The 22,454-nt window shown below is 69.4% G+C and carries 23 protein-coding genes; 10 read left to right on the top strand and 13 right to left on the bottom strand.

The features are described from left to right. Window positions 1-2: 2 nt before the first annotated feature. The 10 genes from R2APBS1_RS03235 to R2APBS1_RS03190 form a co-directional block, all read right to left on the bottom strand. Window positions 3-887 carry a class I SAM-dependent methyltransferase gene (locus R2APBS1_RS03235; RefSeq protein WP_015446865.1) on the bottom strand — a complete coding sequence of 295 codons (885 nt, stop codon included), beginning with the start codon at window positions 885-887 and terminating at the stop codon, window positions 3-5. 158 nt (window positions 888-1,045) lie between these two features. After that, complete coding sequence (locus R2APBS1_RS03230; protein WP_015446864.1) at window positions 1,046-1,864, bottom strand: Wzz/FepE/Etk N-terminal domain-containing protein; 819 nt, start codon at window positions 1,862-1,864, stop codon at window positions 1,046-1,048. Window positions 1,865-1,874: 10 nt separating this feature from the next. Then, window positions 1,875-3,023 (bottom strand): hypothetical protein, encoded by a 1,149-nt coding sequence (locus R2APBS1_RS03225; protein ID WP_015446863.1) that lies wholly within the window; start codon window positions 3,021-3,023, stop codon window positions 1,875-1,877. Further along, window positions 3,020-3,967 (bottom strand): glycosyltransferase, encoded by a 948-nt coding sequence (locus tag R2APBS1_RS03220; protein WP_015446862.1) that lies wholly within the window; start codon window positions 3,965-3,967, stop codon window positions 3,020-3,022. The genes R2APBS1_RS03225 and R2APBS1_RS03220 overlap by 4 nt, the downstream gene beginning before the upstream one ends. After that, complete coding sequence (locus tag R2APBS1_RS03215) at window positions 3,964-5,220, bottom strand: O-antigen translocase (RefSeq protein ID WP_015446861.1); 1,257 nt, start codon at window positions 5,218-5,220, stop codon at window positions 3,964-3,966. Before R2APBS1_RS03215 ends, R2APBS1_RS03220 begins: the two co-directional genes overlap by 4 nt. After that, entirely contained in the window at window positions 5,217-6,374 is a 1,158-nt protein-coding gene (locus R2APBS1_RS03210) for a DegT/DnrJ/EryC1/StrS family aminotransferase (protein WP_015446860.1), read from the bottom strand. The genes R2APBS1_RS03215 and R2APBS1_RS03210 overlap by 4 nt, the downstream gene beginning before the upstream one ends. Further along, a complete protein-coding gene (locus tag R2APBS1_RS03205) occupies window positions 6,374-7,306 on the bottom strand; it encodes a GNAT family N-acetyltransferase (protein WP_041676853.1) in 933 nt (310 codons plus the stop codon). The genes R2APBS1_RS03210 and R2APBS1_RS03205 overlap by 1 nt, the downstream gene beginning before the upstream one ends. Beyond that, window positions 7,293-8,246 carry a glycoside hydrolase family protein gene (locus tag R2APBS1_RS03200; RefSeq protein ID WP_015446858.1) on the bottom strand — a complete coding sequence of 318 codons (954 nt, stop codon included), beginning with the start codon at window positions 8,244-8,246 and terminating at the stop codon, window positions 7,293-7,295. Before R2APBS1_RS03200 ends, R2APBS1_RS03205 begins: the two co-directional genes overlap by 14 nt. 6 nt (window positions 8,247-8,252) lie before the next feature. Then, window positions 8,253-8,918 carry an acetyltransferase gene (locus R2APBS1_RS03195; protein ID WP_007510706.1) on the bottom strand — a complete coding sequence of 222 codons (666 nt, stop codon included), beginning with the start codon at window positions 8,916-8,918 and terminating at the stop codon, window positions 8,253-8,255. Next, on the bottom strand, window positions 8,903-9,340 hold the full coding sequence (locus R2APBS1_RS03190) for a sugar 3,4-ketoisomerase (protein WP_007510708.1): 438 nt from the start codon (window positions 9,338-9,340) through the stop codon (window positions 8,903-8,905). Before R2APBS1_RS03190 ends, R2APBS1_RS03195 begins: the two co-directional genes overlap by 16 nt. Window positions 9,341-9,626: 286 nt before the next feature. Between R2APBS1_RS03190 and R2APBS1_RS03185 the strand changes: the two genes are divergently transcribed. The 5 genes from R2APBS1_RS03185 to R2APBS1_RS03165 all read left to right on the top strand — a co-directional run bounded on the left by R2APBS1_RS03185 (window position 9,627) and on the right by R2APBS1_RS03165 (window position 14,742). After that, a complete protein-coding gene (locus tag R2APBS1_RS03185; RefSeq protein ID WP_015446857.1) occupies window positions 9,627-10,982 on the top strand; it encodes a hypothetical protein in 1,356 nt (451 codons plus the stop codon). 203 nt (window positions 10,983-11,185) lie between these two features. Then, window positions 11,186-12,148, top strand: a complete 963-nt coding sequence (locus R2APBS1_RS03180; RefSeq protein WP_236126993.1) for a TorF family putative porin — start codon at window positions 11,186-11,188, stop codon at window positions 12,146-12,148. Between the two features lie 76 nt (window positions 12,149-12,224). After that, entirely contained in the window at window positions 12,225-12,809 is a 585-nt protein-coding gene (locus tag R2APBS1_RS03175; RefSeq protein ID WP_015446855.1) for an RNA polymerase sigma factor, read from the top strand. After that, entirely contained in the window at window positions 12,806-13,441 is a 636-nt protein-coding gene (locus R2APBS1_RS03170) for a hypothetical protein (RefSeq protein WP_015446854.1), read from the top strand. The genes R2APBS1_RS03175 and R2APBS1_RS03170 overlap by 4 nt, the downstream gene beginning before the upstream one ends. Further along, entirely contained in the window at window positions 13,438-14,742 is a 1,305-nt protein-coding gene (locus R2APBS1_RS03165; protein ID WP_015446853.1) for a S8 family serine peptidase, read from the top strand. Before R2APBS1_RS03170 ends, R2APBS1_RS03165 begins: the two co-directional genes overlap by 4 nt. Window positions 14,743-14,803: 61 nt before the next feature. Here R2APBS1_RS03165 and ssb read toward each other — a convergent pair whose 3' ends face one another. From ssb to R2APBS1_RS03150, 3 genes are all read right to left on the bottom strand, one after another. Further along, window positions 14,804-15,301 (bottom strand): single-stranded DNA-binding protein, encoded by a 498-nt coding sequence (gene ssb / locus R2APBS1_RS03160; RefSeq protein WP_015446852.1) that lies wholly within the window; start codon window positions 15,299-15,301, stop codon window positions 14,804-14,806. Between the two features lie 163 nt (window positions 15,302-15,464). Next, window positions 15,465-16,454, bottom strand: coding sequence for a DedA family protein/thiosulfate sulfurtransferase GlpE (locus tag R2APBS1_RS03155; protein ID WP_041676665.1), 990 nt, complete (start codon window positions 16,452-16,454; stop codon window positions 15,465-15,467). Between the two features lie 90 nt (window positions 16,455-16,544). Continuing rightward, window positions 16,545-17,747, bottom strand: a complete 1,203-nt coding sequence (locus tag R2APBS1_RS03150) for an MFS transporter (RefSeq protein ID WP_015446850.1) — start codon at window positions 17,745-17,747, stop codon at window positions 16,545-16,547. 130 nt (window positions 17,748-17,877) lie between these two features. On the opposite strand from R2APBS1_RS03150, the gene R2APBS1_RS03145 reads away from it, so the two are divergent. The 5 genes from R2APBS1_RS03145 to R2APBS1_RS03125 all read left to right on the top strand — a co-directional run bounded on the left by R2APBS1_RS03145 (window position 17,878) and on the right by R2APBS1_RS03125 (window position 22,356). Further along, complete coding sequence (locus tag R2APBS1_RS03145; RefSeq protein WP_015446849.1) at window positions 17,878-18,879, top strand: polyprenyl synthetase family protein; 1,002 nt, start codon at window positions 17,878-17,880, stop codon at window positions 18,877-18,879. A 370-nt stretch (window positions 18,880-19,249) separates the two neighbouring features. Beyond that, complete coding sequence (locus R2APBS1_RS03140) at window positions 19,250-19,867, top strand: YceI family protein (protein WP_015446848.1); 618 nt, start codon at window positions 19,250-19,252, stop codon at window positions 19,865-19,867. Continuing rightward, window positions 19,864-20,445: a cytochrome b gene (locus tag R2APBS1_RS03135; protein WP_015446847.1), complete on the top strand. Its 582-nt coding sequence runs from the start codon at window positions 19,864-19,866 to the stop codon at window positions 20,443-20,445. The genes R2APBS1_RS03140 and R2APBS1_RS03135 overlap by 4 nt, the downstream gene beginning before the upstream one ends. Further along, on the top strand, window positions 20,442-20,987 hold the full coding sequence (locus tag R2APBS1_RS03130; RefSeq protein WP_015446846.1) for a YceI family protein: 546 nt from the start codon (window positions 20,442-20,444) through the stop codon (window positions 20,985-20,987). The genes R2APBS1_RS03135 and R2APBS1_RS03130 overlap by 4 nt, the downstream gene beginning before the upstream one ends. Window positions 20,988-20,997: 10 nt before the next feature. Beyond that, on the top strand, window positions 20,998-22,356 hold the full coding sequence (locus R2APBS1_RS03125; RefSeq protein WP_015446845.1) for a GTP-binding protein: 1,359 nt from the start codon (window positions 20,998-21,000) through the stop codon (window positions 22,354-22,356). Window positions 22,357-22,454 lie beyond the last annotated feature (98 nt).

Here is a 22,454-nt window from a genome sequence, read left to right as displayed (position 1 = left end):
ACTCAGCGCCGTCGCAGCACGATCAGGAAATGGTCGCCCATGTCGCGCAGCAGCGGCAGCGCGCCCAGGCGATCGTCGAGCCGGCCGAGGCGCTCGCACCAGCGGCGCCGGCGGCGGTAGTAGTCCACCAGGTAGGGCGGCGGCAGGAACAGGCCCAGCGCGCGATAGCCCTGCAGCGAGAACTGCCCGCTGAAGGCACGGTAGAACTCGCGCGGCAGGTAGTAGCAGGTCCAGATCGTGTGGCGGTTCATGCCCACCGCCGTCGCGCCACGCGCGGCGCGCACGCCGGCGCGCTTGAAGCGGCCGCGCAGGGCGTAGTGCCCCAGCTCCCACGGACAGATCCGGCCCATCACCGAGAACACCAGGCTGCCGCCGGGGCGCAGCAGGCGCGCGCATTCGGTGGCGACGGCGCCGAGGTCCGGCACGCAGTTCAGCGGACCGAAGTTCGAATAGATGCCGTCAAACTCGTCGTCGAGCCGGGCCAGTTGCTGGATGCCGAGGTGCGCGACCGTCACGCGCGACTGCATGGCCGCGGCCGCCGCCCGCGCCCGCGTGCGTTCGACCATCAGCGGCGACCAGTCGGTGGCGACGACATGGAAGCCGCGCCGCGCAAACTCCAGCGCGTCGATGCCGGTGCCGCAGCCCAGGTCCAGCAGGCGCGCGCCAGGCGGCACGACGCTGTGCACGGTATCCCACAGGATCAGTCGCATGCGCTGGATCAGCTCGTTGTTGCCGCGGGGTCCGTCGTAGTCGGCGGCGACGCTGTCGAACGCGCGCTGCGTGTCGAGCAGCTGTGCCTCGTCCGGCGGCGAGTGCCGCGGGTGCTGGCGGGCGCTTCCGGCGGGCACGGCGCGGTGCCCGGGGCGCAGCTTGTGCAGTCCACGCATATCGAACGAACTCCGTCCCACCGTGAGGCAGACTTCCCTTCACCGCGATAGCGCCGACCCCGTCACGGGTCGGCCCCGGCACTTCATGGATTCGCTCCGTGAGTGCGCGCCGGCGCCGGTTTGGTTGAACGGCGCCGGCCGCGCATGCATCGCCGGGTTCAGGCCCCCTGCCGTCGACCGGCCCTCGCCACGGCCGCGCATGCGCCCAGCAGCAAGCCCAGCAGCAGGCCGATGCCCCAGGTCAGTTCGGGATTCGGGAAGGCCTGCTTGTCGGGCACGTAGACCGGCCACATCATCGACGTCGCATAGGTGTAGCTCGGGCCGAGACGTTCCATGAGATCCATCCGCGCCTGCCGCAAGCCGCGGATCTCCTCGTTCTTGTTCGCCAGCAGCAGGCTGGCCAGCAGCGCACCCTGCGCATCCCTGCTGCCCGGTGCGGCCGCCCGTTGATAGCGGGCCAGGTCGCCCTCGGCGACCTGCAGGTCGGCCTCGATGCGGGCGAGTCGCGCGCGCGCCGCCTGCAGCGGCGCTTCTTCCTGGCGCCGGTGGACCGCGGCCAACCGGGCCACCGTCGCCGTGGCCAGTTCGGCCGCCTGCTCGCGGGAATAGGCCCGCACTGTCAGGCGGACCAGCGGGCCGGCATAGGGCATCGGCTCCAGCTTCAGGCTCTTGCGATAAAGCCTTGCCACGGACGAATCGCGCGCATGGCCGGCGCCTTCCAGGATCTCGTTCTCGAACGGCACCAGCTCCAGCCGCTCGATCACGCGCAACAGCGGCTCGACCTTCGGATCCTGGCCCGGCGGCACCTGCCCGACCTGGGCGATCTGGATCCACGCGGTCGCCTGCCACTGGCGCTTCACCAGGTGCGCGAAGGCATAGGTGCCGGCCAGGGTCAGGATCAGCACGCCCGCGAACCAGATCCAGCCGCGGGTGAAGATCCGCCAGAGGTCGATCAGGTAGATTTCGTCTTGTTCCATGGTCGGGCACTCACTGGGGAGAGGAAGGAGACACGATCGGCGCGCGGGTCCGCCGGTTCGGCAGCCCGGCCGCGACAACCTGCATGACCAGGCACAGGCCGATGAAGCCGGCGTTCGTCCACGTGTAGGCCTGCGGCGCGAACGGCGCCATCACGCAGACGTAGGAAACCCGCAGGAAGATCAGCAGGGAAAACAGCGACACCGTGGCGCGCAGCCGCGACACGCTCCAGCGCAACATCACGTACAGCACGACGGCGGCGGCCACCGCGCCGACCGGGCCGAACGCCATCAGGAACGGGAAGAACTCCGTGCCCACGTTGATGGTCGGCGCATCCAGCGGAATGTCCGTGCCCGCGGTGGCCACGGAGCCGCTCAGCGGCACGACCTGGTGGATGAGGAAGCTGGCGTTGCCGTAGTGCTTGGCCAGGATCGCGCTGAAGTTGTACGGCCCGGCGGTGGCGTAGAGGAGCAGCCACTTGATGCCTTCCGGCGCCGCGCGGTACATCGCGCTGAACGGCAAGGTGAGGTAGTCCAGCGGCCCGGAGCGCAGCATGCCGAGCAGCGAGAACACGCTGACGCCGGCGAAGCCGAGCAAACCGACGGCCTTCCACGGCACCGGCCTGGCCTCGTCCCGGCGCAGCAGGACCACCAGCGCGAACGCGAACACCGTGGCGAACACCCGGTTGCGGTCGATCACCAGGATCGGAAACAGGAAGCCGATGCCGATGAGCGTGTTGCGCAGCCACCGCTTCCTGGCGCACAACAGCCCGATCGGCGGCAGCACCCAGCAGATGTCCGACACGTGCCGGACGTGCTCGTGCCCATCCTTCATCACGGCGTAGGACGACGGGTTGCCGAACAGCGGAATCGGGAACAGCGCCAGGTCGAGCACGCAGAAAGCCGCGACCAGCTCCGCGAAGGCCAGCGCCACGAACGCATCGCGGGTGCCGGCGTAGCTGCGCGCGCGAAAGCGCGAGGCCGGCGGAATCCTGATCCGCGCCTGCACGTCGAACCAGCCGATCGCCGCGGCAACCACCGCCAGCAGCAGCAGGCCCTGCAGGTAGTCGACCGGGAGATCGTAGGTGAGCAGGGTCAGCGCGCAGGCCAACAGGAGCGGCAGCGCGAGATAGGCCGACGGCAGGCGCAGCAACCGTTTCATGCCGCCTCCACGCCATGACGTCCGGATGAAGGCCGCAGCTTCGACAGCAGTCGCAGCCACGACCAGGCGAGCAGATGCCGCGCCAGCGACCATGGCTGTCCCTGCAGGAACGCGATCTTGGCGCCGATGTGGTGCGCCTGCGCCCGCAGCAGGGTCCGGTACGGCTCGTCGAACAGGCACGCCCGGCGCAGCGCCACCTGGCGCGACTCGGCGAGGTTGCCGATCCGCGTGGCGGTGTGCCGCGTCCGGCTCAGGTTGGCGCCGTGGATGCGGTAGGCGCAGACGCTGACGTCGATGAAGCCGAGCGCGTCGCGGGCCGCCAGGCGCAGGAACAGATCCCAGTCCTCGATGCGCAGGCCTTCGCTCCAGCGGTCGACGGTGTCCAGCGCGCTCCGCCGCATCAAGGCCACCGGCCCGCCGATGGCCCAGTGGCTGATGATCGCGCGGCGGATGCCGTCGTCGGAGCTGTACAGGCTCTTGCTGCCGCCGCGAAGCAGGCCCATGCCGCTGTCGTGCAGCCGGTTGCCGTCCTGGTCGACGACGACCGAATCGCCGATCACCGCGCCCTTGTCCGGATGCGCCAGCAGGTAGCGCACCTGGGCATCGAGACCGCCCGGCAGCAGGTAGTCGTCGCTGGCGCCGGGGCGCAGAAACTCGCCGTTCGCGCGCGCCGCCAGTTCGTTCAGCGTCGCCGCGATGCCGCGGTTGTCCCGATGCACGTACTCGATCGGGATATCCATGCAATGCGTCGCGACCCAGTCGGCGATCCGTTCGGCGGTGCGATCGGTCGAGCCGTCGTCGATGACGATGAGCTCCTTGGCCGGGTACGGATCCTGCAGCACGCTGTCCAGGCAGCGCCGCACGAAACGCTCGTGGTTGAACGCGGGAATCAGCACGGACACCAGCGGCAGCGCCGCCGTGTTCGCCGGTACGTCGCCGCTCATCGTCGCAGCCCTCCCAGGTAACGCCGGGCAACCAGCAGGTTGAAGGCGAGATACAGCAGGTAGTTGAGCGCGAAGGCGTACATCGCGCCGACCAGGCCGTAGCGCGCGGCAAACACCCAGACCAGCGCGAGGTAGCTGGCCGCGAACACGCATTCGGAGACGACGAACAGCGCCGTCATCGCCTTGGCCAGCATCAGGTAGGAAAGGACGAAGGAGGCGACCTTGATGACGTCGCCGACCAGTTGCGGGCCGTACAGCGCGTTGGCGGCGGCGAACTCCGGCGTGAACAGCAGCCAGGTCACCCATCCGCGCAGCGCATACACCATGGCCGCCAGCACGATGACCGCCGGCAGGACGTGGCGGCCGGCGCTGCGCAGCTCGGCCAGCAGCGCCTCGCGGCCGTGCGTCGAGGCCAGCTTGGGCAGGTAGTAGATGTTGATGGCCGCGGTGAAGAACAGCAGATAGGCGTCCGACACCTTGCTGACCGCCTGCCAGTAGCCGACCCGTTCCCAGCCGAACTGCAGCGCGAGATGGTCGCGCACGGCGATGTTGACCAGCGGCGGCAGCAGGGCGGAGGCGAGGGTCATCACCGAGAACGTCGCCAGCCGCAAGGTCATCTCGCGGTCGTAGTGCAGCCGCAGCATGCGGCGGCGGAAGTACGAGCTGCGCCACCACGCCGGCAAGGCGATCGCCAGCCACAGCAGCTGGCCCAGCACCAGCGCCAGCAGCGCGCCATACAGATGCAGCCAGCGCGCCAGCCAGATCATCATCACGATGCCGACCAGCGCCCCGCCCGCCTGGATGAAGGCCAGCCGGCGCACGTCCATGAAGCCGTTGACCACCGCGAGGATGTAGTTGAGCAGCGCGATGCCGAGCTGCGCGACGGCGAGCACGCGGATCAGGCCGGCATAGCCCGGGTCGCCCAGCAGCCACGCGGCGAGCTGCCGGCTGAGCAGCAGCGCCGCGCCGCCCATCAGGCAGGAGGCGCAGAACGCGTAGCACAGCGCGGCGGACAGCAGGCGCGACAGCCGGGGCGGATCGTCGCGGTACTCGGCGACATACTTGACGATGGCCGCGCTGATGCCGCCGCCGGCGAGCACCGCCAGCAGCGACATCAGGCTCATGAACTGGCCGAGCCGGCCGACGCCCTCGGGGCCAGCGAACCACGCCACCAGCTTGATCGCCACCAGCCCGGCGAGCAGCCGCGCGGCGGTCGCGAGGCTGGTGTAGAAACCGGCGCGCACGATGTTCATGCCCCGCCTCCGAACGCGTTGCAGGCATCGATCACCCGCGCCACGCCGTCATCGCCCAGGGTCGGCCCCAGCGGCAGGCTCAACACCTCGTCGCACAGTCGCTCGGTCAGCGGCAGGCGGGCACTGCGCAATGCGGGATACGCGGGCTGCCGATGCGCCGGCACCGGGTAATGTACCTGGGCCTGGATGCCGTGTGCGCGCAGGTGCCGCTGCAGCGCATCGCGCTCGGCGCAGCGCACCACGAACAGGTGCCAGGCGTGCTGTTCCTCGCGCACCGCGCCGGGCAACTTGATCCGCGGGTGGCGGATGCCGTCACGATAGCGATGCGCCACCCGGCGGCGCCAGGCCACGTCCGCATCGAGATACTTCAGCTTCACCCGCAGCATCGCCGCCTGCATCTCGTCGAGCCGCGAATTCAGCCCCTGGCAGAGGTGGCGGTACTTCACCTCGGAACCGTAGTTGCGCAGCGCCGCGACCCGCCGCGCCAGCGCCACGTCGCCGGTCACCACCGCGCCGCCGTCGCCCAGCGCGCCGAGGTTCTTGGCCGGGAAGAAACTGAAGGCCGCCGCGTCGCCGAACGTGCCGGCCCTGCGCCCGTCGCGCAGCGCGCCGTGCGCCTGCGCCGCGTCTTCGATCAGCAGCAAGCCGCGCCGCCGGGCCAGCGCCGCCAGCGCCGGCATGTCGGCCAGCTGGCCATACAGATGCACCGCCATGATCGCGCGCGTGCGCGATCCGATCGCCGCCTCCACGCAGGCCGGATCGAGGTTGAACGTCGCCGCATCGGGCTCCACCGGCAGCGGCACCAACCGGTTCTCGCTGATCGCCAGGAAGCTGGCGATGAACGTGTTGCCGGGCACCACGACCTCGTCGCCCTCGCCGAGAACGCCGAGTTCCTTGTAGCCGCGCAGGATCAGCGACAGCGCATCCAGGCCGTTGCCCACGCCCACGGCATGGCGCACGCCGCACCAGCCGGCGAACTCCCGCTCGAAGGCGACGAGCTCGTCGCCGAGCACATACCAGCCCGAATCGATGACGCGTGCCGCGGCAGCCTTCAGCTCGTCGGCGTAACGCGCATTGACTTCCCGGAGGCTCAGGAACGGGACGTCACCCGGGGCGGCTTCCACCGGTGCGTTCTTCATCACGTCGGGACCCATCACAGCGGCCACTCGTAGCAATCGTGCACGATGCCGCGCGCGCCGAAGTATTCCTTCTGCGTCACCAGCCCGCTGTTGAGCACCGCCCCGGCCTGTTCGGTGGAAATGCCGAAGGAGAAGTAGCGCCGGTCCGCATACGTGCTGCCGATCAGCCCGGCGAGCAGGAAGCTCAGCGCATCCAGCCGGCGCCCCTCCTCCGCAGCGGCCAGGTACTGGGTATGCACCACCCGGCCGAGATCGTAGATGAGGGCGCCCGCCAGCAGGACACCCTCCCGGCGCGCCTCGTGCAGCACGATCTGCCGCGGGAAGCGTGCCTGCAGCAGGCGCAGCTCCTGCAGGCTGTGGGTAGGCGCGACGTGATGCTGGCGCAGCACCTCCGACAGCAGCGCGTGGAACGACGCCGGATCGGTGCCGACGTGCAGGCTGATGCCTGCCCGCCCCGCCTTCCTGACCGCGCGCCGGCGCGGTTCGGTGAACTGGAACGGTTCCTGCAGCGCAATCACCGAGGACAGGTCGCGACGCGTCAGCCGGGCACCCATGCGCTGCAGCGCGTAAAGATCCTCCTCGGCCGGGTACGCATGGAACACGTGCGGCACCGCCTTGTAGACGATGCGCTGCGCGCCCAGCGCACGGTAGGCATCGGCCATCTGTCCGAACACGGCGAGCGTCGCGTCGGCACGCAGGGCCTGGCCGCTGATCAGTCCGGCGTAGGTGAGCCCGCCATGACTGGTCACCAGCTTGTCGCGGATATCCGCCGGGAACACCGCCACGATCCGGCCATGCTGCTCGACGACCAGCGAGCAGTCGACGAAGCGATCGGCGTGGTAATCCATGTAGCCGCGCCGGTGCAGCAGGTTGCCGTTCCTGGAGCGCTCGACCAGGGCGTCCCAGGCGTCGGCATCGGCGGGAACGTAGCGCCTAACCGCGGGCATCGGCGCCACCGTCGAGGTGCGACGCGAGGGCTTCGGCCACACCGAAGCCATCCACGCCCATGTCGTTGCCGTTGTAGAACATCAGCAGCTTGTCGCGCTGGCGGATCAGCGCGGGGTAGCAGATGGTCCGCGAGTCCCAGCCGCTGGCGGAGAGCGCCAGGCCCAGCGCATCGTCGCGGCGTTCCCAGCGGATGCCGTCGTCGCTGCAGGCCATGCCGGGAAAGTATTCGCCGCTGAGGTTGCCCCGCGTGAAGTACATGACGTAGCCGCCGCCGAGCCGGTACACCCGCGGCCGCCCGATCCGGTACTCGCTGCCGCGCGGCAGCAGGCAGACCTGGTCTTCGTGCGGCATGGCGCGCAGATCATCGGTCTCCGCGTAGCGGATGTGGTAACGCGGAAACGGCTTGCCGCCGATGATTTCCCAGTCGTCGCCCACGGCGTACCACAGCCGCCAGCGGCCACCTTCATGGATGGCCGAATGCACCGCGCCGATCGTGCTGCGGCCGGGCGCGCGATCCAGGATCGGCGTCTCCTGCACGCGCCGGAAGTGCTCGCCGCCATCGGTCGAAATCGCCAGGCCGGTAAAGGCCAGGAACTTGGCCCTGGCCACGTGCTGGAAGCCGACATAGAACAGGTGCAGGCCGCCCGGCGCGTCGACCACGTCGCCCAGGATCATGCCGTTGTCGTCGAAACACCCGCCCCGACCGACGTCGAGCGCCGGTTCGGCGCTGACGCGCACGATCGTGGCCGGGTCGTCCGCGCGCACGTCGACATAACCGATGCGGCTGACGCCATCGCCATCGCGAAAGCCCGCGTAGACGCGGATGCGCTCGCCGTCGATGCGATACGGGGTCGGCGTGAGCGCCGAGTGGCGCATCCAGCCGCCCACGCCATGCCGCGCGGTGTCGAATACCAGCCCTTTCTTCCTCCACGCGGCCATGGGCATTCAAAGCTTCACGTCGAAGCTGGACTTGTCCGGCACGGCGCGCGCCGGCGAGCCGACGTAGATCCGGCCCGGTTCGGTATCGCGCGTCACCAGCGCGCCGGAGCCGATCACGTTGTCGGGCGCCACCTTCACATGGTCGTTGAAGGTGGTGTTCACGCCGACGAAGCTGCCGGCGCCGATCTCGCAGTAGCCCGAAACGACCGCGTGCGAGGCGATGAACACGTTGTCGTGCACGACCGTGCGGTGCCCCACGTGGTTGCCGCTCCACAGGATGCAGTTGTTGCCGATGCGCACGAAAGGCTGGATCACGTTGCCTTCGAAGATGAAGCTGTTCTCGCCCACTTCGGCATTGCGCCACACGAACGCGCGCGTGCTGACATAGGTGGCGAAGCGGTAGCCCCGGCGTTTCAGCTCCTGGTAAAGGCGCGTGCGCAGCCGGTTGAGCTGGCTGGCGGGGATCGCGACAAACACCTCCACCTCGCCCGGCGGGTAGTCCGTCTCCAGCGTTTCGCAGGCCACCACGGGATGGCCCGCCAGCCGCGGCTGCGTCAGATAGGCGCGTTCGACGCCGAAGGCCGCCACGTCGTAGTCGCTGTCGTGCTCGAAGTACTCGCAGGCGATCTGCGCGAACTCGCCGGCGCCGATCAGGACTAGCGGCCTTGACATGCCGTCGCACCCTCCAGTTGCATGGCGCCGTTCACCTCGCGCAGGAACTGGTCGTAGTCGGTGATGTAGTCGTCCGGATCAAACGGGTGGTCGGCCAGCACCATCAGCACGCAGTCGTCGCTGAAGTCGTAGAGCTCCCGCCACACCATGCTGCCGAGCAGCAGGCCCTGGGCCGGATCGTCGAGCACGATCTCCGTCGCGCCACTGCCGTCATCCAGCAGGAAAGTGACCGCTCCGCGCACCGCCACCGCCAGCTGGCTGAGATGGCGGTGCGCGTGCCGGCCGCGATGCACGCCGTTCTTCGTGGCGAAGATGTAGTACACGCGCCGGATCGCGAAGGGCACGTCGCCGTCCTGTTCCAGCGCGACGAGCATGCCGCGGCTGTCGCCATGTTTGTGCAACTGGATGCGTTGGATTTCCATGGGTCGGACCCGGCTGCAAATCATGGGATGGCGACTTACAGGCTTGAGTGCCGCCCGACTGGACAAAGGTTGCGCCGGGCAGCGGGCGGCGGATCGCCGGCGCCGCACGGCCTGCCGCCGGGTCGGGTGCCGTCACCGGCGCGGCCAGGCGCCGTGCGCAACCTTTGGCGGCCCGGCCGGCACTTACCCGCATCTTGCAGCGGTCTGCCGGTACGGCCGGGGCAGCATCGCTGACGGGCGCGTGGCCCGTGCATCGCCGCATCCGATCAGGCCCCAAGGAGAGCCCATGTTGCCTTTTCCGACCCGACCCGAAACCGGCCGCCGCGGGAACCTTCTGTGGCACGGCCTCGCGATCCTGCTGCTGTTCGCCAGCAACGCCGTCCAGGCGGTTCCCTCGTTTGCCCGGCAGACCGGCTACGTCTGCGCGGTCTGCCACTCCAGCGCCTATGGCGGCGGCGACAACGGGCCGGGGCTGACGCCGGTCGGCATGCGTTTCAAGCTCAACGGATACACCGACGCGAACATCGGCGACGCGCTGCCGGTGGCCGCGCAACTCGTGGCGGCCCGCACCAACCCGGCGCGCGGCGACAGCAAGAGCCGACTGACCGAAGCCGACATCTACCTGGCCGGGCGACTGACCGATCACGTGGGCGGCTTCGTCAAGATCGAGACCGACAATGTCGGCAACGGCAAGTACAACACCAGGCTGAGCAACCTCGACCTGCGCTTCGTCGCCAAGGCGCTCAAGCTGGGCGGCAAGGATCTGACGCTCGGCGTGAGCGTCAACAACAATCCGGGGTTCAACGACCCCCTCGCCGTGCTGCCGGCCGCTTCGACCCTGGGTCCACCCGGCGTCACCGGGACCCTGCTGAACCTGTCCAGCCCCGGCGCACCGGCCAACCGCGTCATCGGCGCCACGGTCTACGCCCTGTACGACTCGGATTGGTACGGCGAAGTCGGCACCTACAACGCGTTGCAGACGTCCGTGCAGGATCGGCTGGGTTATTCGGTCGGCGGCGATCCGGGCAAGTTCAGCGACACGGGATACTTCCGCTTCGCCTACATGAAGGAGTTCAAGGCCCAGTTCGTCTCGGCCGGCGTGGTGGGCCTGACCACCCGGCGCCAGCGGCCCCGTCTGGGCCCCGCCGACGACATCACCGACCTGGGTTACGACCTCACCTACCAGTATCTGGGCAACCGGCAGAACATCCTGCAGCTCAGCTACGTGAACATCCTCGAGAAGCGCGATTACGGCAGCACGCCTGCCAGTCCCGTCGTTCCGGGCCTGCTCGCGCTGCCGCAGGGCTCGGCCCGCGACCAGATCGCCACCGCCATCTACACCTTCAGGCAAAGCTACGGCATCGCGCTGTCCCGCATGGTGAGCACGGGTTCGCGCGACCCCGCCCGCTACGTCCCGTACGGCAGTCCCGATACCACCAGCAACCTCGTCAGCGTGTTCTGGGTACCTTTCGGCAAGGAATCCTTCAGCTCCCTGGCCAATCTGAGGATCTACGCCACCTGGTTCCGTTTCAGCCGCTTCAACGGCGCCCGCAACAACATCTTCGGCGCGCCGCCCGGGGCGCCGGTGACCAATGCGAGGGATCTGAACGCCTTCACGATCTCCGTGAGCGCGGCGTTCTGAAGGCGCGCAAGAGCATTGCCGCGTGGCCGGCCCCGTTCGCCAGGCACCCACGGGGCCGTCCGCCTTGCCCGTGCGGAGGCCGGCGCCGTCCCCGCAACCGGCCGACGATACCCGTGCCACCTCCGGGCATCGTCCATGGAGAGAGGGCACCCCTTCCCGCGCAGATTCGGTTATAAGGCGTGCATGCCTTTCGTGGTGCGGCCATGCCATGGGGCGCCGCCGTACTCGACCAATCGAACAATGACGCGATGTGGCTCACCTGTCCCGCGCTCAAGGCCTCTGGCGCACGTCGCCGCGACGGTGCGCGCCCGCCTGCGTTCGAGCCGCAGGTAGATTCCACGGCGGCATGTGGCCCACGCTGCGCAGGAATCGTGCCGCACCGGGTCCGGCCCGCCCGCCTCGACGTCGGCACCCGCGGCCGCTGCCTTGCCCGCATGGGGCTGGGCCTGCTTGCCGTGGCGGCGGCCGCAGCCCATCCCGCCCTGCTGCACGCCCAGTCGGCCAGGGTGGCCGGTACGGTCGCACTCGGTTCGCAGCTGGTCGACCGCGGCCTGGCGATCACGCCGGCCACGCCCACCGTTCAGGCGGCTGCCTCGTGGATCTCGTCGACGGGCTGGTCGGTGGGCCTGTCCGCAAGTGCCGAAGTCCGTTCGCCGGGGCGCATCGTCCAAACCCTGCTCCAGGGTTCCCGCCACTGGCCGCTTTCCGGCGACTGGCAGATGCAGGCCAGCGTGCTCTACTACCGCTATTCCGGCGACGCCCGCTCGACCGCCTACGACCGCGGCGAAGCCGGGGTCAACTGGCTGTACCGGGACATCCTGACGTTCGGCCTGTCGGCCAGCCGCAGCATCGGCTCCGCGGATCGGCGCACGCGTGCCGCCGCCGATCTCGATTTCTACTGGCCGTTGACGGAGCATGCCTTCGTTTCCGCCGGAGCGGGCGTTGCCCACGTCCCGCCCGCGCGGTACAGCCACTACCGCCAATATGGGCATTACCGGCCCGGCGATGGCGAAGGCTTCTACCGCTACGGCCACGTCGGGCTGATGTGGGTCGATGGCGCATGGCGGCTGGAACTCGATCGCGTCATGACCGACCTGGGATCGCGATGGTCGACGCGAGACATGGGCGCGCAGCCCTGGATCGCCACGCTCTCGCGGTCCTTCTGATCCGCCGGCAACCTTTACCGGCCGAAACGGTACTCACGCATGCACCGACCGCGTTCCGACCACCCCGCGAAGCCACATGAACGACGCTGATACCGACACTGACGCCACCGACCGCATGCTGCTCCAGCGCATGTCGATGGGCGACCGTGCCGCGTTGGCGGTGCTCTACCGCGGCTACCACGGCAGGCTGTGCCGCTTCCTGTCCCGACTGACGCGGCGTCCCGACGTCATCGAGGAGGTCATCAACGACTGTTTCTGGATCGCCTGGCAGAAGGCGGACAATTTCCACGGCGACTCGCGCGTTTCCACCTGGATCATGGGCATTGCCTACCGCTGCGGGCTCAAGGCACTGCGCCAGCATGGCGACGAACCCGTCGCCGAAGACACGCTGGGGCAAGATCGCGTCCCCGCCCACGACCCGGGCGAAGACCGCGAACTGCGCGACTGGCTGGGCAAGGGCCTCGGCTGCCTGTCGGTGGACCAGCGGGTCGTGGTCGAGCTGGTCTACGGCGTGGGGCATTCCCTGGATGAAGTGGCCGCCATCATGCAATGCCCCGTGGGCACGGTGAAGGCGCGGCTGTTCCACGCGCGCGTGAAACTGCGTAACGTGCTTCCCTCCCTGGCTGGAGAATCGCCGATACGCAAGGAGGGCGCGCCATGATGTTCCAGACGAGTTCCGATCGCGACTGCGCCCGCGCCTGGGAAGCCATGCCCTGGGTGCTGCAGGGCAGCGCCCCGCGGGAGCAGGGCGAAGCGCTGATGAGCCACCTCGTGCACTGCGAAGCGTGCCGCGCCGAGTTTGCGCAGCAGAGCCGCGTGCAACTGGCGATGTCGCTGCCCTCCGATATCCCCCTCGACGCCAACGTCGGGCTGAAACACTTGCTGGGCCGCCTCGACGCGCCGGCTCCGCTGGAGGCGCCGTTTCGTTCACGCACGGCAAGCCGGCTGACCCGCGCCCTGGCCGCCGTGGTGCTGATCCAGGCCATCGGCATCGGTGCGCTGGGCACGAAGCTGTGGTCGGAAGGCGGCCGCCCGCACTACCGCACCCTCAGCGAGGCGCCCCGGCCGGCCACCCCGGGTTCGATCCGCGTGGTGCCTGATGCGGCCATGAAGCTGTCCGACTGGGACGCGCTGCTGCACACCCTCGGCTTGCAGGTGGTGGATGGCCCCAACGACATCGGCGCCTATACCGTCGTACCGCGAAGCACCACCACGACGGAGCAGCATGTGCTGCAGCAGTTGCGCGCCACCCACGGCATCCGCCTGGCGGAGCCCGTCGCCACCACGCCATGAAGCATGGGGCCATCGTATTCGCCGCGGCGATGGCCCTGAGTGCCTGTGCGCACCTGCGGCCCGCGGCGCCGGCCGATGACCCCGCCGATCCGCACCGTTCATCCGTGGCCAGCGCATCCGCCATGGACAGCCGGCGCGACATCGTGCTGGCCGTCGCCAACCCGCTGGCCCCTCCCGCCACGCATGCCGGTTCCAGCGTGCTGGGCTATGTCCCGTCCGCAAACTATGGGGTCGGCCAGCGGGCGGCATCGACGCTCGCGGCGCTGAAGAGAACCTACGGCTGGCAGGAGGTCACCGGCTGGCCGGTCAAGGCGCTCGACCTGTACTGCATCGTGCTGACGCCGGCCCCCGGCATGCCCCGCGCCGCCCTGCTCAAGGCACTTGCGGCAGACGCCCGGGTGCGGCTTGCCCAGCCACTGCAGGATTATTCCGTTTACGCCGATCCGCCACGGCAGGACGCCCACCACTACAACGATCCCTATGCCGACTTGCAGCGCGGCTTCGTCGAAACCGATGCGGCACTCGCGCACAACCTCAGCCAGGGCGCCGAGGTCGATGTCGCGATCGTCGATACGGGCGTCGACTTGACCCACCCCGACCTGCGCGGACGCATTCGCGACACCCGCAACCTGGTCGACGCGGATCGCGCGGCGTTCGACCGCGACAATCATGGCACCGAGGTCGCCGGCGTCATCGCCGCCGACGCCGACAACCACCAGGGCATCGTGGGGATGGCGCCCAAGGCCCGGCTCAGCATCTACAAGGCATGCTGGTATCCGCCCTCGCCCGGCGCCGGTGCCCGCTGCAACACCTTCACCCTGGCCAAGGCCCTGGCGGCGGTCATCGACACCGATACCCGCATCATCAACCTGAGCCTGGGCGGCCCGGCTGATCCGCTGCTCGACCAGTTGCTTGCCCGGCTGCTGGAGCAGGGCCGCATCGTGATCACGGCCATGCCGCCGGACGGCAACGCCGCCGGCTTTCCCGACCGTGCACCGGGAGTCATCGTCGTGCGCAGCAGCAACGCATCGAGAGCGCCGCCGGGGGTACTGAGCGCACCCGGCAACGACATCCTGACCACCCAGCCGGACGGCGGCTACGACTTCACTTCCGGGTCGTCCATGGCCGCCGCGCACGTGAGCGGCATCGCTGCCCTGCTGCTCGCCATGGCGCCCGGACTGGATGCGCGTTCGATGCACGACCTGCTGCTGCAAAGCAGCCGGCTTTCCGACGGCACGCTGCAGGTGAATGCCGCGTCGGCCGTGGCGCGCCTGCGCAACGAAGAGAAGGCCGCCCCCTGACGGAAACGGCCCGCCAGAGGCGGGCCGTCAGGGAAAGGCGACAAGCCTCGCAGGGTGTTCGCTAGAACGGGATCTCGTCATCCGCGAAACCGTTGTCGGCCGGGGCCGATGGCGAGGGGCGCGACGGACCGCGGTCGTCGTTGCCGCGCGACTGGCCGCCGCCCTGGCGCTGGCCGCCCTGCGGGCGCTCGCGCTGGTAACCGCCGCCAGCGCCGCCGCCCTCGTTGCTGCCGAGCATCTGCATCTCGCTGGCGATGATGTCGGTGAAATACTTCTCCACGCCATCCTTGCCGGTGAACTTGTCAGTGCGGATGGAACCCTCGATGTAGACCTGGCGGCCCTTCTTCAGGTACTCGCCGGCGATCTCGCCGAGGCGACCGAAGATCTTGATCCGGTGCCACTCGGTGCGTTCCTGCTTTTCGCCGCTCTGCTTGTCGGTCCACGACTCGGAAGTGGCCAGGCTGAAGCTGCACACCGTGGTGCCGCTGCCGGTGCTGCGCACCTCGGGGTCCGAGCCCAGGTTGCCGATCAGGATGACTTTGTTGACGCCACGTGCCATGGATATGTCCTCGGTTGAGCCGGCCGCAAATTCTGCGAGGGGTTGCGGCCGGAGTGGTGGATCAGGCTGGCTATCATAACCGCGGGACGGACCCAGTCCAGCAGCCGGAAGCTGACGCCGGCGTGGGTGCCTGCCCGGGCCGTCGTGCGTACCGGGCGACGCTTCAGGCCAGCGTCGCACCCGCCGCCGGCGAGTCGCCCGAATCGCCGGCGGTCGGCAGATGGTCGACCCCATAACCGGCCGCATCCCACGCCTCCAGCCCGCCCAGCAACGGGCGCACCCGGCGGTAACCTTGCGCCATCAGGATCTTGGCCACCCTGGCCGCGGACACTTCGTTCGGGCAGTTGCAGTAGAGCACCAGCTCGCGGTCGAACGGGATGTCGTGCACGGTGCGGTCGATGCCTTGCGCATCGACCAGCAGTGCGCCGGGAACGACGCGCGTGTCAAGCTGGCGCGAGGCTTGCGGGCGCACGTCGACCACCACCGGGGCACGTTCGGCGGCCATCGCCCGGTGCAGTTCCTCGACCGTGATGCGCGCCATCCGCAGCGTGCGCAGCAGGCGGTGCCGCTGCCACCAGCGCGCCAGCACGTACAGCGCCAGCAGCACCAGCAGCAGCTGGATCGCCAGCGTGCCGGCGCTGGCCACGGCGGACAGCAGCTTGTCGACCTGCGCGGCGAAGGCATAACCCGACCCGGTCCACAGCGCGGCCCACAGCAGCGAGCCCAACCCGTCGAACAGCACGAACAGCGGCCAGCGCAGCCCCATGGCGCCGACCAGCGAGGAGCCCACGGTCGACAACCCCGGCACGAACTTGGCGACCAGCAGCACCTGCCCACGCCAGCGCTGGAAACGCAGCTCGGAGCGTTGCACGCACGAGTCGGGCGACAGCGAGACGCGGCACAACAGGCGCATCACGCCGGCGCCGTAGCGCCGGCCGGCGGCGTACCAGGCCGAATCCCCGAGCAGGCAACCGGCCACCACCACCGCCATCGTGCCGGCCAGCACCCACGGCCCGCCGACCGCCGCCCATGAACCGGCCACCACCAGCGTCGGTACCGCCGGCACCGGCGCGCCCAGCTGGGTCACCAGCACGTTGAGGAACACCAGCAGCACGCCGTAGTGCGCGATCAGCGCGAGCATTTCATGAGCCATCAAAGCGGTACCCGATGCAGGCCGCGGCCACGCCGCCGAGGCTCATGATTGGGTCGCCCGGCGGCCTTTGCAAACCGCCGCCGTACCGGCTTACGCGGCGACGCCCGCCACCGCGGCGGCGCGATCGATCCGGCGCGCCCCGGCCACCACCAGCGGCAGCCACAGCAAGGTCAGCGCCGCGGCGCAGGCGAACACGCCGTCCGGCCCGAGCCGGCCCAGCGCGATGCCGCCAAGCGCGCCGCCGACGAACGCGCCGATGAACTGGCTGGTCGAATAGGCACCCATCGCCGCGCCGCGCAGATGCTCCGGCGCCAGCCGCGAGACCAGGCTGGGCAGCGCCGCTTCCAGCAGGTTGAAGGCGGAAAAGAACACCGCCGCGGCCACGCCGAACGCCACCAGGTGGCTGCCGGACAGCGCGAAGCCGAGCAGCGCCAGCCCGATCGCCACCACGCACACCATCACGATGCGCAGGCTCTGCGCGACCTCGCGCATGTGGTGCAGGCTCGCGCCCATCACGAACGCGGCCACCGTCATCACCGGCAGGTACAGCTCCCAGTGCCGGTTCACCGGCAGCTGCAAGGTGTTCGCCAGCAGCAGCGGCAGACCGACGAAGCTGGCGGTGAGCAGCGCATGCAGGAAGAACACGGAGCCGTTCAGCACCAGCATGCGACCGTCGCGCAGCATCGCCAGCACGGCAGCGACACCCGCCGCGGCCGGCGCGCGTGCACGCGTCGGCGTGGGCACGATCAGCCACAGCAACGCCAGCGAGGCCAGCGCCAGGATCGAGGTGGCGGCGAACAGCCCGGGCAGCCCGGCGACGGCCTCCAGCGGCGGCCCCAGGATCAGTGCCAGCAGGAACGCCAGCCCGATCGACACGCCGATGATGCCCATCGCCTTGCCGCGGTTTTCCTCCGCGGTCAGGTCCGCCGCCAGCGCGATGCCGGCGCCGGCCACCGCGCCCATGCCCTGCACCGCCCGGCCGACCGCGATGCCGGCCAGCGTGTGCGACATCGCCGCGATCAACCCGCCGATGGCGAACAGGATCAACCCCAGCGTGATCGCCGGCTTGCGCCCGATCCGGTCCGACAATAGCCCCAGCGGAATCTGCAGCAGCACCTGGCCGATGCCGTAGACACCCAGCGCCAGTCCGATCATGAATCCGGTGGCGTCGGGCATCGCCTTCGCGTACAGCGAAAACACCGGCATGATCAGGAACAGCCCGAACAGGCGCAGGCTGATCACACAGGCCAGCGTCAACGCGCTGCGCCGTTCGAGGCTGGAGAGTTTGCTCACTGGGGGATGCACATCGCCAAAGACATGCCCGGCATTATAGAGGGCGCCACCTGCAACGACTGTGGTGACATGTCGCGGCGCAAATTCCTGCAGCCCCTATAATCACGCCCTACGCCGCTGCGATGCACCCATGAACTCGATGCCTGCCGACGCCACCCGCCCCGCCGACTTCGCCCAGGTACGCGAACTTGCCGCCGCCGACATGCAGCGCGTCGACGCGCTGATCCGCCGGCGGCTGTCCTCCGACGTGGTACTGATCAACCAGATCGCCGACCACATTATCGCCGGCGGCGGCAAGCGATTGCGCCCGATGCTGCACGTGCTGGCCGCCGGTGCCGCCGGCTACCGCGGCGAACATCACGTCAAGCTGGCCGCGATCATCGAGTTCATCCACACCTCGACGTTGCTGCACGACGACGTGGTCGACGAATCCGACCTGCGCCGCGGCCGCAAGACCGCCAACGCGCTGTGGGGCAACGCCGCCAGCGTGCTGGTCGGCGACTTCCTCTACTCGCGCTCGTTCCAGCTGATGGTGGAACTGGACGACATGCGCATCATGCGCATCCTGGCCGACACCACCAACACCATCGCCGAGGGCGAGGTGCTGCAGCTGCTCAACATCGGCAACGCCGACGTCGGCGAGGCGGCGTATCTGGCGGTGATCGAACGCAAGACCGCGGTGCTGTTCGCCGCCGCCACCGAACTGGGCGGCCTGCTCGGCGGCCTGCCCGCCAGCCGGGTGGCCGCGCTGCGCGAGTACGGCATGCAGCTGGGCTACGCGTTCCAGATCGCCGACGACCTGCTCGACTACACCAGCGACGCCGGCACGCTCGGCAAGAACATCGGCGACGACCTCGCCGAAGGCAAGCCCACCCTGCCGCTGATCTACGCGCTGGAGAAGGCCAGCCCGGAACAGGCGCAGTCGCTGCGCCACGCGATCGAACACGGCGGGCTGGACTCGCTGGACCGCATCGTCGCCGCGATCCGCGACTCCGGCGCGCTGGAACGCACCCGCGACCGCGCCCTGCGGCACGCCCGCGCCGCCAGCGAAGCGCTCACCGCCCTGCCACCCTCGGCCCACCGCGATGCCCTGGCGACCCTGGCCGAGTATTCGGTGCAGCGCACGTTCTGACAGTTGCCGGAACTTGGCCGCGGGGCTCTTCTGAAGCGGGGAGTTTCCACCTTCAATACGCTTGCAGGAGCGCACCCTGTCGCAGGGTTCCTTCGGTTGTGGTGCGCAGGAGCAAGAGCTTTCGTCCTCCGAAGGAGGGCGAAAGCTCTTGCCTCCGATGCCATTCGCTTCGAATGCGCCAAGAGCAACAGCATCGCGCACAAGGTGCGCCCCTGCGGAGGTACCCGGCGAGCTGAAGCCCCCTGCTCAAAAGGAAAGCAGAGGCCGAGGCGTGCATCCACCGACCGTTCCCCATTGGATCCCCCACGGCAACCCATTGTTCAGCCGCCAGCGCTGGCAGCCACGCCGCCGATCGGCCAGACTTCACCGCATGTTGCGACTGTGCCCAATTCGCTGGCTGTGGTGTCTTGCGGCGATCCTGCTGCCGCTGGCGGCGCATGCCGGCGAAACCGGCTGGCGCTACGACACGGTGCACAGCCAGGTCGTCTTCAGCATTAGCCACAACGGCTACTCGCGGCCGTTCGGACGGCTGCACATCGCGCGCGGCTGGCTGCGTTTCGACCCGGACGACTGGAGCACGGCGGCCACCGAGCTGGACGTCGACCTGGCCAGCCTGGACATGGGCGACGCCGACTGGAACCAGGCCGTGTGCAAACCGGTCCTGCTCGACTGCGCGAGCCATCGTTACGCGCACTTCCGCAGCACCGGCGTGGAGCGCAGGGACGACCGGCACGGCGTGCTGCACGGGCAACTGACCCTGCACGGCGTCAGCCGTCCGCTGGACCTGGCGTTCACCTTCAACCGCGCCGCCAAGACCATCTACGAGCTGCACGAAGTAGCCGGCTTCTCGGCCACTGCCAGCCTGGACCGCAACGACTTCGGCATCACCGCCAACCCCAACTCGATCGGCGCCAGCGTCAGCGTGTGGCTGGAGCTGGAAGCGATCCGCGACGACCACGCCGTTCCACCACGCAAGGAAACGCCATGAGCCTGCGCAGCAACGACCGCCAGTGGGGTTCGGTCGCCAAGTTCTTCCACTGGATCATCGCGCTGGGCATCCTCGGCAACGGCCTGTTCGGCCTGCTGATGGACCTGGCTCGCTCGCCGATGCAGAAGATCAACTGGCTGGCCCTGCACAAGTCGATCGGCCTGACCGTGCTGGCGCTGGCACTGCTGCGCATCGCGTGGCGCTGGGCCGACCGCCGCCCGCCCGAGGCGCCCATGCCGCGCTGGCAGCAACTCGCGGCGCGTGCCGCGCACGGCGTGCTGTACGTGCTGATCGTGCTGCTGCCGCTCAGCGGCTGGTGGTTCAACTCGGTCACCGGCAAGCCGCTGCAGTGGTTCAAGCTGTTCAACCTGCCCGCGCTGGTCGGGAAGAACGACGAGCTGCGCCATCTCACGCACGGCGTGCACGAGTACCTGTTCTGGTTCCTCATCCTGGTGCTGGTGGCGCACGTCGGCGGTGCGCTGAGGCACCATGTGTTCGACCACGACAACGTGCTGCGCCGGATGCTGCCGTTCGGCCGCCTGCGCGAACGCGGCCCTTCCGAAGGAGATCCCTCATGAAACGTCTCGCCATCCTGCTGGCGCTCGCCCTGCCCGGCCTCGCCGCGGCCACCGATTACACCGTGCAGCCGGCATCCAGCACGCTCGGCTTCAGCAACACCTTCCAGGGCGAATCGTTCGACGGCCGCTTCGACCGCTGGACCGCCGCGATCAGCTACGACGCGGCCAATCTCGCCACCTCGAAGTTCGACGTGGAAGTGGACTTGGCCAGCGTGAAGACCGGCGACCGCGACCGCGACGGCGCGCTGCCCGGCGCGGATTTCTTCGACGTGGCGAAATTCCCCAAGGCGCACTTCGTCACCACCGGCTTCCGCCGCAGCGGCGGCAAGGTGATCGCCGACGGCACGCTCACCTTGCGCGGCGTGACCAAGCCGGTGAGCCTCGAGGTGACGTTCAAGCCGCAGGCCGCCGGCGCCACGCTGGACGTGGCCGGCACGGTGAAACGGCTGGACTTCGGCGTGGGCACCGGCGACTACGCCGACACCTCGGTGATCGGCGGCGACGTGAAGGTCACCGCGCACCTGCAGCTGGCACCGAAGTAACGCCGCCGCGATGGCGCGCGAAACGCTGTGGCAACGCCTGCGCGGCTGGGTCGTTCCCGACCGCCGCATGGCCACGCCGCCGCGAGATGAGCCCAGCGGCTCGACCCGGGTGGCCGACAGCCTGCGCGCGCTACTGGACGACCCGACCATCCCGGCCGCGGTGCGCAGCGAGCTGGCCGGCGAGTTCGCGCGCATCGAGGCCATGCTGGACCGGCTCGAGCGCGGCGAGCTGCACGTGGCCGTGTTCGGCCGCGTCTCCACCGGCAAGTCGGCGCTGGGCAATGCCCTGCTCGGCCGCGACGCATTCACGGTGGGCGTCCTGCACGGCACCACCACCGACGCCGACCACGCGGTGCTCGACGAGGCGCAGCACGACGGCCTGGTGCTGATCGACACGCCCGGCATCAACGAGCTCGACGGCGAGGCACGCGAGAAGCTGGCGTTCGACGTCGCCGAGGTCAGTGACCTGGTGGTGTTCGTCGGCGACGGCGACCTCACCCGCGAGGAACTCGACGCATTGAAGACGCTCGCCGCCACCCAGCGCCCGCTACTGCTGGCGCTGAACAAGGCCGACCGCTACGGCGCCGACGAGCTGGCCGACCTGCTGGCGCACCTGCGCCAGCGCGTGGCCGGGCTGGTGCGCGCGGAAGACGTGCTGGCGGTGGCCGCGCGGCCCGCGCCGCAACGGCTGGTCGAGGTCGATGCGCACGGCCACGAACACGTGCGCGAACAAGCGCGCGCGCCCGACGTCGCCGCCCTGCGCGAACGCCTGCTGGCGATCGCGCAACGCGAAGGCAAGACGCTGTCGGCGATCAATGCCGGCCTCCATGCCGGCCGGCTCACCGACCAGGTCAGCGCGCGCATCGCCGAAACCCGCAAGAGCGTGGCGGCGAAGCTGATCCACAACTACTGCATCGCCAAGGGCGTGGCGGTGGCGCTGAACCCGATCCCGGTCGCCGACCTGCTCGCCGCCGCGGGGCTGGACGCAGCGATGGTGGTGCAGCTGTCGCGCGTCTACGGCCTGCCGCTGACCCGCGCCGAATCCGGTCGGCTGGTCGCGGTGATCTCGGCGCAGCTGGCCGCGCTGATGGGCGCGATCTGGGGCATGCAACTGGTCGCCTCGGCACTGAAAGGCGTCAGCGCCGGCCTCTCGGTCGTGCTCACCGCCGCGGCGCAGGGTGCGCTCGGCTGGTACGCCACCGTGCTGATCGGCCGCGCCGCCGAACGCTATCTGGTCGCCGGCAAATCCTGGGGCGAGGCCGGCGCCAAGCGCGCCGTCGCCGACGTCGTGGCCAGCCTCGACCGCGACTCGATCCTGCGCGAAGCGCGCGAGGAAATCCTCAGGCGGTTGAAGTCGCGCCGCGCATAGCTCCATGTCCCTCCCCCTGCTCGCAGGGGGAGGCTAGGAGGGGGTAAGGCTTTTGACCTTCAATCAAGATCAAGAGCGAACCCCACCCCGGCCCTCCC

The organism is Rhodanobacter denitrificans, assembly GCF_000230695.2.
GTDB lineage: Bacteria > Pseudomonadota > Gammaproteobacteria > Xanthomonadales > Rhodanobacteraceae > Rhodanobacter > Rhodanobacter denitrificans.
Note: the sequence above shows the minus strand (reverse complement) of the source record. Positions and strands in the feature narration are given on the sequence as shown.

Excerpts from the sequence above, each read along its gene's own strand:
- ssb (WP_015446852.1), bottom strand. The coding sequence starts at position 15,301 with ATGGCACGTGGCGTCAACAAAGTCATCCTGATCGGCAACCTGGGCTCG.
- R2APBS1_RS03175 (WP_015446855.1), top strand. The coding sequence starts at position 12,225 with ATGAACGACGCTGATACCGACACTGACGCCACCGACCGCATGCTGCTC.
- R2APBS1_RS03235 (WP_015446865.1), bottom strand. The coding sequence starts at position 887 with ATGCGTGGACTGCACAAGCTGCGCCCCGGGCACCGCGCCGTGCCCGCC.
- R2APBS1_RS03145 (WP_015446849.1), top strand. The coding sequence starts at position 17,878 with ATGAACTCGATGCCTGCCGACGCCACCCGCCCCGCCGACTTCGCCCAG.
- R2APBS1_RS03180 (WP_236126993.1), top strand. The coding sequence starts at position 11,186 with ATGCCATGGGGCGCCGCCGTACTCGACCAATCGAACAATGACGCGATG.
- R2APBS1_RS03200 (WP_015446858.1), bottom strand. The coding sequence starts at position 8,246 with ATGGCCGCGTGGAGGAAGAAAGGGCTGGTATTCGACACCGCGCGGCAT.
- R2APBS1_RS03185 (WP_015446857.1), top strand. The coding sequence starts at position 9,627 with ATGTTGCCTTTTCCGACCCGACCCGAAACCGGCCGCCGCGGGAACCTT.
- R2APBS1_RS03135 (WP_015446847.1), top strand. The coding sequence starts at position 19,864 with ATGAGCCTGCGCAGCAACGACCGCCAGTGGGGTTCGGTCGCCAAGTTC.
- R2APBS1_RS03210 (WP_015446860.1), bottom strand. The coding sequence starts at position 6,374 with ATGGGTCCCGACGTGATGAAGAACGCACCGGTGGAAGCCGCCCCGGGT.
- R2APBS1_RS03225 (WP_015446863.1), bottom strand. The coding sequence starts at position 3,023 with ATGAAACGGTTGCTGCGCCTGCCGTCGGCCTATCTCGCGCTGCCGCTC.
- R2APBS1_RS03170 (WP_015446854.1), top strand. The coding sequence starts at position 12,806 with ATGATGTTCCAGACGAGTTCCGATCGCGACTGCGCCCGCGCCTGGGAA.
- R2APBS1_RS03140 (WP_015446848.1), top strand. The coding sequence starts at position 19,250 with ATGTTGCGACTGTGCCCAATTCGCTGGCTGTGGTGTCTTGCGGCGATC.
- R2APBS1_RS03190 (WP_007510708.1), bottom strand. The coding sequence starts at position 9,340 with ATGGAAATCCAACGCATCCAGTTGCACAAACATGGCGACAGCCGCGGC.
- R2APBS1_RS03220 (WP_015446862.1), bottom strand. The coding sequence starts at position 3,967 with ATGAGCGGCGACGTACCGGCGAACACGGCGGCGCTGCCGCTGGTGTCC.
- R2APBS1_RS03215 (WP_015446861.1), bottom strand. The coding sequence starts at position 5,220 with ATGAACATCGTGCGCGCCGGTTTCTACACCAGCCTCGCGACCGCCGCG.
- R2APBS1_RS03125 (WP_015446845.1), top strand. The coding sequence starts at position 20,998 with ATGGCGCGCGAAACGCTGTGGCAACGCCTGCGCGGCTGGGTCGTTCCC.
- R2APBS1_RS03165 (WP_015446853.1), top strand. The coding sequence starts at position 13,438 with ATGAAGCATGGGGCCATCGTATTCGCCGCGGCGATGGCCCTGAGTGCC.
- R2APBS1_RS03195 (WP_007510706.1), bottom strand. The coding sequence starts at position 8,918 with ATGTCAAGGCCGCTAGTCCTGATCGGCGCCGGCGAGTTCGCGCAGATC.
- R2APBS1_RS03205 (WP_041676853.1), bottom strand. The coding sequence starts at position 7,306 with ATGCCCGCGGTTAGGCGCTACGTTCCCGCCGATGCCGACGCCTGGGAC.
- R2APBS1_RS03155 (WP_041676665.1), bottom strand. The coding sequence starts at position 16,454 with ATGGCTCATGAAATGCTCGCGCTGATCGCGCACTACGGCGTGCTGCTG.
- R2APBS1_RS03130 (WP_015446846.1), top strand. The coding sequence starts at position 20,442 with ATGAAACGTCTCGCCATCCTGCTGGCGCTCGCCCTGCCCGGCCTCGCC.
- R2APBS1_RS03230 (WP_015446864.1), bottom strand. The coding sequence starts at position 1,864 with ATGGAACAAGACGAAATCTACCTGATCGACCTCTGGCGGATCTTCACC.